Source organism: Lacisediminihabitans sp. (assembly GCF_036569425.1).
In the GTDB taxonomy this organism is placed as follows: domain Bacteria; phylum Actinomycetota; class Actinomycetes; order Actinomycetales; family Microbacteriaceae; genus Lacisediminihabitans.
On the sequence record NZ_DATCQQ010000006.1, the window covers coordinates 1 to 8,364 of the forward strand.

Annotated in this window: 10 protein-coding genes and 1 pseudogene; 9 read left to right on the forward strand and 2 right to left on the reverse strand. The window is 67.8% G+C overall.

Features of this window, described 5'->3' with window-relative positions; translation table 11 throughout:
• Together metE and VIM54_RS00470 are read left to right on the forward strand one after the other, a co-directional pair.
• Window positions 1-1,017 (forward strand): 5-methyltetrahydropteroyltriglutamate--homocysteine S-methyltransferase (metE, locus tag VIM54_RS00465; protein WP_331898210.1); only part of this gene is annotated, 1,017 nt, incomplete at its 5' end.
• Window positions 1,018-1,191: 174 nt separating this feature from the next.
• Entirely contained in the window at window positions 1,192-1,986 is a 795-nt protein-coding gene (locus tag VIM54_RS00470) for a DUF4184 family protein (protein ID WP_331898211.1), read from the forward strand.
• Here VIM54_RS00470 and lexA read toward each other — a convergent pair.
• Window positions 1,979-2,671, reverse strand: coding sequence for a transcriptional repressor LexA (lexA, locus tag VIM54_RS00475; protein WP_147783130.1), 693 nt, complete (start codon window positions 2,669-2,671; stop codon window positions 1,979-1,981). The two genes, VIM54_RS00470 and lexA, sit on opposite strands and share 8 nt — an antisense overlap.
• Before the next feature lie 390 nt (window positions 2,672-3,061).
• On the opposite strand from lexA, the gene VIM54_RS00480 reads away from it, so the two are divergent.
• From VIM54_RS00480 to VIM54_RS00505, 6 genes are all read left to right on the forward strand, one after another.
• Entirely contained in the window at window positions 3,062-3,475 is a 414-nt protein-coding gene (locus VIM54_RS00480; protein WP_331898212.1) for a LysM peptidoglycan-binding domain-containing protein, read from the forward strand.
• Window positions 3,476-3,547: 72 nt separating this feature from the next.
• Window positions 3,548-4,651 (forward strand): histidinol-phosphate transaminase, encoded by a 1,104-nt coding sequence (locus VIM54_RS00485; RefSeq protein WP_331898214.1) that lies wholly within the window; start codon window positions 3,548-3,550, stop codon window positions 4,649-4,651.
• Window positions 4,648-5,253 carry an imidazoleglycerol-phosphate dehydratase HisB gene (gene hisB, locus VIM54_RS00490; protein ID WP_331898215.1) on the forward strand — a complete coding sequence of 202 codons (606 nt, stop codon included), beginning with the start codon at window positions 4,648-4,650 and terminating at the stop codon, window positions 5,251-5,253. Before VIM54_RS00485 ends, hisB begins: the two co-directional genes overlap by 4 nt.
• 2 nt (window positions 5,254-5,255) lie before the next feature.
• Entirely contained in the window at window positions 5,256-5,897 is a 642-nt protein-coding gene (hisH, locus tag VIM54_RS00495; RefSeq protein WP_331898217.1) for an imidazole glycerol phosphate synthase subunit HisH, read from the forward strand.
• Window positions 5,898-5,946: 49 nt separating this feature from the next.
• Complete coding sequence (gene priA / locus VIM54_RS00500) at window positions 5,947-6,696, forward strand: bifunctional 1-(5-phosphoribosyl)-5-((5-phosphoribosylamino)methylideneamino)imidazole-4-carboxamide isomerase/phosphoribosylanthranilate isomerase PriA (protein ID WP_331898219.1); 750 nt, start codon at window positions 5,947-5,949, stop codon at window positions 6,694-6,696.
• A complete protein-coding gene (locus VIM54_RS00505) occupies window positions 6,696-7,463 on the forward strand; it encodes an SseB family protein (protein WP_331898221.1) in 768 nt (255 codons plus the stop codon). The genes priA and VIM54_RS00505 overlap by 1 nt, the downstream gene beginning before the upstream one ends.
• Window positions 7,464-7,594: 131 nt before the next feature.
• Here VIM54_RS00505 and VIM54_RS00510 read toward each other — a convergent pair whose 3' ends face one another.
• Complete coding sequence (locus tag VIM54_RS00510; RefSeq protein WP_331898223.1) at window positions 7,595-7,951, reverse strand: DUF1844 domain-containing protein; 357 nt, start codon at window positions 7,949-7,951, stop codon at window positions 7,595-7,597.
• Between the two features lie 278 nt (window positions 7,952-8,229).
• Between VIM54_RS00510 and VIM54_RS00515 the strand changes: the two are divergent.
• Window positions 8,230-8,364, forward strand: a pseudogene (locus tag VIM54_RS00515) (translation initiation factor IF-3); the annotation flags it as partial.

The following is an 8,364-nucleotide window of genomic DNA, read 5'->3' on the forward strand; positions in this document are numbered from 1 at the left end:
GCGCTGCACCTGCCGTTCCTGCCGACGACGACGATCGGGTCATTCCCCCAGACCGGCGGCATCCGCAAGGCCCGGGCGGCCAACGCCCGCGGCGAGATCAGCGAGAACGAGTACATCGAGTTCCTCAAGTCCGAGATCAAGAGCGTCGTCGAACTCCAGGAGCAGATCGGCATCGACGTGATCGTGCACGGCGAGCCCGAGCGCAACGACATGGTGCAGTACTTCGCCGAGCACCTGGACGGCTTCGCAGTGACCCAGAACGGCTGGGTGCAGTCATACGGCAGCCGCTGTACGCGCCCGTCGATCCTGTGGGGGGATGTCGCCCGCGAGGCGCCGATCACGGTGGAATGGTCGGCCTACACGCAGAGCCTCACCGACAAGCCGGTCAAGGGGATGCTGACCGGCCCGGTCACGATCCTCGCCTGGAGCTTCGTGCGCGACGACCAGCCGCTCGGCGAGACCGCGAACCAGGTGGCCCTCGCCCTCCGCGACGAGATCGAAGACCTCGAGTCGGCCGGAATCGGCATCATCCAGGTCGACGAGCCCGCGCTGCGTGAGCTGCTGCCCCTCAAGAAGGCCGACCAGCCGGCCTACCTCGACTGGTCGGTGCGTTCGTTCCGGCTCGCGACGTCGGGGGTGGCTCCGAAGACGCAGATTCACACCCACCTCTGCTACTCGGAGTTCGGCGTCGTGATCGACGCGATCAACAAGCTCGACGCCGATGTGACCTCGATCGAGGCGGCCCGCTCCAAGATGGAGGTCGTTCCGGACATCCAGCACAGCGGGTTCGCCCGCGGCATCGGGCCGGGCGTCTACGACATCCACTCGCCGCGGGTGCCTTCGGTCGAGGAGGTCACCGAACTCATCGAGATCGCTCTCGGATCGATCCCGGAGCGCCAGGTCTGGGTCAACCCGGACTGCGGGCTCAAGACCCGGGGCTACGACGAGACCGTCGCGTCGCTCACCAACGTGGTCGCGGCGACGCGGGCCGTGCGCGAGCGGGTGCACGCGCACTAGCCGACCGTGCCCCTTTTTGCCGGGGCCAGCGCGTGCCGGGGCCAGCGCGTGCGGGGCCAGCGCGTGCCGGGGCCAGCGCGTGCAACCGGGGCCGACGCATCGGCCCATGTTGCGCGCGCTGGCCCCGGTTGCCGGAGTAGTGACGTCGTTGCCGTCCGGCCATAGGGTGGGCGGGTGCCATTCACCCCGAGTCACATCGCAGCGGTGCTGCCGTTCGTGCGCCGGCCGCTGGCCTCGGCCGCGCTCGTGATCGGCAGCATGGTGCCCGACCTGTCGTTCTTCCTTCCCCTAGGACTGCATCGCGAACAGACCCACTCGCTGGCGGGAATCCTCCCGTTCGATGTTCCGCTCGCGATCGCCTGCCTGCTTGTCTGGTTTCTCGTCGTGCGCGCTCCGCTGCTCGACTTTGCGCCAGCCTGGCTGAGGCGCCGGATGCCGTCGCCGCGTGCCCTGCCGTCGAACTGGCCGGCCAGACTGAGGGTGGCGCTCGTCGTGCTGGTGTCCGTCCTGGTCGGCATCGTGACCCATCTGCTCTGGGACTCCTTCACCCATTCGGATGGCTGGGCCGTCCTGCGCGTCGCCCTGCTTCGAGAGCCCCTCGGGCCGTTCACGGTCTACCGTTGGGCGCAATACGCCAGCAGCCTGATGGGACTCGCGATCGTGGCCGGGTGGGCCGCTCGCTGGGTGCGCGCGACAGCGCCGCACGCGCTGCCGACGAGCCGGGTCTCTGGCCGTTGGCGAGTGACGGCGTGGGTCGTCGTTGCTGTCGTCGTCGCCGCCATTGCGCTGGGCATCCTGGTCGGCGGCATCGTCTCCGGGGCCGGCGCGTTCGATCGCACCGTGCTGTACCGTTCGGCGACACGCTCCCTGTCGGTGGGTGGGGTGTTCGTCGCGCTCGTGTGCCTCGCCTGGCACCTGCTGCCCCGCGGCGCGCGCCCGACCGCCGAGACCAGCGAGGGCGTCAGATAGAGCGCAGTACCGCCACGACCTTGCCGAGCAGCTCGGCGTGGTCGCCGAGGATCGGCGCGAACGCGGAGTTACGGGGCAGCAGCCAGGTGTGACCGTCGCGCTGCTGGAAGACCTTGACGGTGGCCTCCTCGTCGAGCATCGCCGCGACGATGTCGCCATTCTCGGCCGTCTTCTGCTGGCGCACCACGATCCAGTCGCCGTCGCAGATGGCCGCGTCGATCATCGAGTCGCCGGACACCTTGAGCATGAACAACTCGCCCTTGCCCACGAGCTGGCGGGGCAGCGGAAAGACCTCGTCGATCTGCTGCTCGGCCGTGATCGGGATTCCGGCGGCGATGCGTCCGACGAGGGGCACCATGGCCGCGTCCCCGATCGGCGTCGGGTTGTCCGAGACGACCCCGCCCTCCTCCTGCTGGAGGTCGATGAGCACTTCGAGCGCCCGCGGACGATTCGGGTCTCGGCGGAGATAGCCGCTCAATTCGAGCTGGTTGAGTTGATGGGTGACGCTCGAGAGGGACGAGAGCCCGACCGCGTCACCGATCTCGCGCATGCTCGGCGGATAGCCACGGGTCGCCACGGCGCGCTGGATGAAGTCGAGGATCGCGAGCTGCTTGTCGCTCAGGCTCTTGCGGCGCCGGGTGCCCGGCTTCTCCTGCTGCGGGCCAGCCTCGCGTGGTTCGCTCACGTCGTCCTCCAGGTCGTCTGCGGCGAGGCCGGCTGTGGCCTCGCCAACACCAATGTCGGTGGTGTCTGGTTGATTCAGTCCAGACAATCGAAACTGTATCCACCATTTGACCGATAGACAAACATTTGTTCGAGTGTGTCGCAGGTTCCGTTCCCATGGTCTCGAAGATTGGGGTTGATTATGGTAAGAATCGAAGGTATGTTCGGAACAAAGCTTCGTATCCGGCACTCCCGGCCGAGTGCCGGATACGAAAACCCCGCGATGGGCCGAGCGGCACTGAACCGAGCGGCACTGAACCGAGCGGCACTGAACCGATTAGGGCTGGACCGATCAGCGCTGAACCGATTAGGGCTGGACCGATCAACCGACAGAGCAAGGGAAGGCAGAACGATGAGCACGATCGCAATCAACTCGATGGCAGTCCGCCCGATTGCAGTCAACCCGATGGCATTCGGGCCGACGGCACGCGCCAACCACGCTTCCGCCGCTCCCGCGGCCCACTTGCGCCTCACCCGTCGCGGCCGCGTCGTTCTCACCTCGCTCGCCGCGATCCCACTCGTGATCGCCGCGCTGGTCTTCGCCGTCAACGGCGGTAGCGCCGTCGCGACCGGCCAGGTCGCTTCCACATCGTTCGACTACGTGACAGTCGAGCCCGGGCAGTCGCTCTGGCAGGTGGCGGAGCACATCGCGCCGTCGGCAGACCTTCGTGATGTCGTCGCCGACATCGTGCACCTCAACCGGCTCGAGAGCACGAACCTGCAGCCTGGGCAGAAGATCGCCATCCCGACGCAGTACTCGCACTAGGCGGCACTCTGCTGCACCAGCCGGAGCAGCAGCACGCACGTCACAGATCCGAAGCGCCCCTAGCATTGACTGGTGGCTTCACTCAGCGATCTCCCCATTCGAGAAGACCTTCGCGGTCTCACCCCGTACGGCGCTCCGCAGAAGAAGGTGCGGATTGCGCTGAACGTCAACGAGAACACGCATCCCATCCCCGAGGCGGTGGCCACCGACATCGTCAAGGCACTTGCCGAGGCGGTGCTCGGCGTCAATCGCTACCCGGACCGGGAGTTCACGACCCTGCGGCAGAGCCTCGCCGGCTACCTCGGGCACGGGCTGACCGCCGAGAACATCTGGGCTGCGAACGGCTCCAACGAGGTGCTGCAACAGATCCTCCAGGCGTTCGGCGGACCGGGAAGGAGCGTGCTCGGATTCCCGCCCACCTACTCCATGCACTCGATCATCGCGGCCGGCACCGGTACGCGCTGGGTAGCGGGGGAGCGGGACGAGGGGTTCGAGATCTCGCCGCAGACCGCGGTCCGGTGGATCGAACAGACCACGCCCGACCTCGTCTTTTTCTGCTCGCCGAACAACCCGACCGGCACCCCGCTGTCCCTCGAGACGATCGCGGCGGCGTACGACGCGACGGACGGCATCGTGGTAGTCGATGAGGCGTACGCGGAGTTCGCGCCATCCGAGTTGCCGACCGCTCTCACTCTGCTCGAGGGCCGCGAACGGCTCATCGTTTCCCGCACGATGAGCAAGGCGTTCGCGTTCGCCGGCGCCAGACTCGGATACCTGGCCGCGGACCCGGCCGTTGCCGACGCCCTGCGGCTCGTCCGCCTCCCGTACCACCTCTCGGCTCTTACCCAGGCGGCCGCCGTGGCGGCTCTCGCGCACAGCTCCGAGATGCTGGCGATGGTGGACGACATCAAGGCGCAGCGCGACCGGCTCCTGGTCGAACTCCCGAAGCTCGGCTACCCGGCCTGGCCGAGCTGGTCGAACTTCGTGCTCTTCGGCGGTGTGGCGGACCCGCACGCGGTGTTCGAGGAGCTGCTCGACCACGAGATCATCATCCGCGACCTGTCGATTCCCCACCACCTGCGCGTGACGGCGGGCACGGAGGCCGAGACCACCGCATTCCTCGAGGCGATGGCTGGACTCGGGCCGATCGGCGCCATCGATAGGATTGGTGCATGACCAACCAGCGTGTGGCTCACCTCAGGCGTGAGACGAGCGAGTCGAGCATCGAACTCTCGATCAACCTCGACGGAACCGGGGTCTCGCAGATCCACACGACCGTGCCATTCTTCGACCACATGCTCACCGCGTTCTCGAAGCACTCGCTCATCGACCTCGAGGTGACGGCGAGTGGCGACACGGAGATCGACGTTCACCACACTGTGGAGGACATCGGTATCGTGCTCGGCTCGGCGATCCGGGAGGCCCTGGGTGACAAGGCGGGCATTGCGCGCTTCGGCGACGCGCTCGTCCCCCTCGACGAGGCCCTGGTGCAGGCGGTCGTCGACGTTTCCGGGCGCCCATTCCTCGTACACACCGGTGAGCCGGCCGGCTTCGAATTCCACCTCATCGGCGGTCACTTCACCGGGTCGATGGTGCGGCACGTCTTCGAGGCGATCACCTTCAACGCCGGACTCACCGTGCACATCACCGTTCTCGGCGGTCGGGACCCGCACCACATCGCCGAGGCCGAATTCAAGTCCTTCGCGCGGGCGCTGCGCCAGGCGGTGGCGCCGGATGAGCGCGTGAGCGGGATCCCGTCGACCAAGGGCGCCCTTTAATCGTGAGTCAGCCATCCGTTGTCGTGCTCGACTACGGCAGCGGCAACGTCCACTCGGCTGCCAAGGCGCTCGAGGTTGCCGGTGCCCGGGTCGAACTCACCGCCGACCGCAGCCGGGTGATGGCCGCCGACGGCCTCGTGGTTCCGGGCGTCGGAGCGTTCTCCGCGGTGATGGAGGCTCTCACCGCCGTCCGTGGTGCCGAACTGATCGACCGCCGGCTCGCCGGCGGTCTGCCGGTGCTGGGGATCTGCGTGGGGATGCAGGTGCTCTTCGAGCGCGGCGTCGAGCGGGGCGTCGAGACCGAGGGGCTCGGCGAATGGCCGGGCGTCGTCACGGAACTTCGCGCGCCGATCCTGCCGCACATGGGTTGGAACACGGTTGAGGCGCCAGACGACTCGGTGCTCTTTGACGGCATCGCCGACGAGCGCTTCTATTTCGTGCACTCCTACGCCGCCCAGGAATGGACGCTCGAGACCTCGCCGCCCTTCCCCGGCCCGCGCCTAACCTGGGCGAAACACGGCTCCCGTTTCCTTGCAGCGGTGGAGAACGGCCCGTTGTCGGCCACCCAGTTCCACCCGGAGAAATCGGGGGAGCCGGGCATCCGCCTGCTCTCCAACTGGGTCTCCTCCCTTCGCATCCACTGACCTCCATTCGCGGCGAGACCGTCGTGCCACCGAAACCCAGAAAGTCACCATGAGCGACCCGACCGAAACCCCGCGCCTCATCCTGCTCCCCGCCGTCGACGTGGCCGACGGCCAGGCCGTCCGACTCACCCAGGGGGAGGCCGGCAGCGAGACTGGCTATGGCAGCCCGCTCGACGCCGCCGTCGACTGGGTGTCCCAGGGGGCGGAGTGGATCCACCTCGTCGACCTCGACGCCGCATTCGGTCGAGGCGACAACCGCGACGTGATCCGCGACGTGATCGATAACGTGCGCAGCGGCGTGCAGATCGAACTCTCCGGCGGCATCCGCGACGATGCGAGCCTCGAGGCCGCTCTCGCGACCGGAGCCCGGCGCATCAACCTCGGAACCGCGGCACTCGAGAACCCAGAGTGGGCGGCAGAGGTCATCGGCACGTTCGGCGACGCGATCGCTGTCGGACTGGACGTGCGCGGGACCACTCTGGCCGCACGCGGCTGGACGAAGGATGGCGGGGACCTCTTCGAGGTGCTCGACCGCCTCGAGGCCGCGGGCTGCGCGCGCTACGTCGTCACGGACGTCACCAAGGACGGTACGCTCCAGGGACCCAATCTCGAGTTGCTCCGGACGGTCGCGGAGCGCACCGAGAAGCCGGTGGTCGCATCGGGGGGGATATCGAGTCTCGACGACCTCGTGGCCCTGCGCGCGCTTGTGCCGCACGGCATCGAGGGAGCCATCGTCGGCAAGGCCCTCTACGCCAAGAAATTCACGCTCGTCGAGGCGCTGGATGTCGCCGGTCGCTGATGACCGCTGACCCGCGCCCCGCAGACTCGGCCGGCACCCCGTGGGAGGGCCGGCACTTCGATCACAACGCCTTCACCAGCGATGACGGGTCGGCCCCGGAGTTGCTCGTCGACGCGATCGGCCGTTTCCGCGCCGGGCAGGTCGGCGAGGTTGAGGTGATCGAGGCGTTCCGTGCCTCTCGGCTGCTCATCCCGCTGGTCTCCCGTCTCGCCGAGGCCGGTGTCGGCGAGCACGGCCTCATCGTCGACAAGAGCGCCGAGCTCGCGATCGTGACGGTGGCTGGCCCAGACGGTCGAGACGTGCTCCCGGTGTTTAGTTCGGTCGAGACGATGAGGCGCTGGAACCCGGTCGCCCGCCCGGTGCCGGCCGACGCGGTGCGAGTGGCCGTGGCCGCGGCGAGTGAGGGAACCGGGCTCGTCGTACTCGACCCGGCCTCGGACACCGAGTTCGCCATCCGTCGGCCCGCCCTGTGGGCGATCGCGCAGTCGCAGCCCTGGCTGCCGAGCTATCTCGACGCCGAGGTGCTGTCCGCGTTCCTCGCCTCGGCGGAATCCGAGGACTCGGTCGCCTCGATCCTGCTCGACGCCGGCGACCCGGGCGCCCGTCTCGCCGGCACGGAGCTCCTGGTGCGGCTCGGACTCCGGCCGGGACTCGACCGCGAGACCCTGGACGCGCTGCTCGCGCGGCTGCAGCAGCGCTGGTCCGAGGGCGAGATCATCGCCAGCCGGGTCGACTCCCTGCGCCTGCAGCTCGCCACCGCAGACTGACTCGACCCGACTTTCCGAAATCCATGCAATCCGGGCGACTCGCCGCTCACTTGTGCGCGACACGCGATGTGCCCGGAGAAATGCATGGATTTCGGAAGGGGAACCGGTAGGGGCGGGGCCGGCAGGTACCGCTAGTTGACCGGGCCGGTCCACTTCTCCCCGGCGCCGAGCCCGGGCGCATCCGGAATGGCGGATGCCTCGCGGAACGCGAGCTGAACGGAGCGAAGGCCGTCCCGAAGGGCCCGGGCGTGCTGGTCGCCGAGGTCGGGGGCGCTTGCGGTGACGAGGCCGGCGAGGGCGTTGATCAGCTTGCGTGCCTCGTCGAGGTCGAGCTGGGTCTCCGGATCGTCGGCGAGACCGCACTTCACGGCCGCGGCGCTGAGCAGGTGCACCGCCACAGTGTTGATGACCTCGATCGCCGGCACGTCGGCGATGTCGCGCGCCGCGTCGTTCTCGGTGAAAGTGTGGCTGTGCTGGGTATCGCTCATGGGGAATTCCTCTGTTATGCTGAACGCTGGCTCCGCGGCCTCTACGGCCTCGGAACGAAAGTGGAGATTCTCCCACCCGCGCTTGACCGCTTCTTCAAGGTTACCGGGTTGTTGGTACCCCCTCTGTGTGGTTGGAATTCGGATCGAAAGACCCGGGCGAAAGCATGCGGAGAGTCCAGGGTGCTGTGCCTGGTGACCGAACGAATCGGGCGCCGGGGCGCAAATTTCCTCCTTCGTCGTGAGTCCGACATCCCGTCGAACAGCTCTGGCCGACAGAACTGACTAAGGAGTTACGCATCAGCGATCCCCGTACCAATGACCGAATCCGCGTGCCGGAGGTCCGACTTGTTGGCCCCAACGGCGAGCAGGTCGGTGTAGTGCGCATTGAAGACGCAATTCGTCTTGCCCAGGAG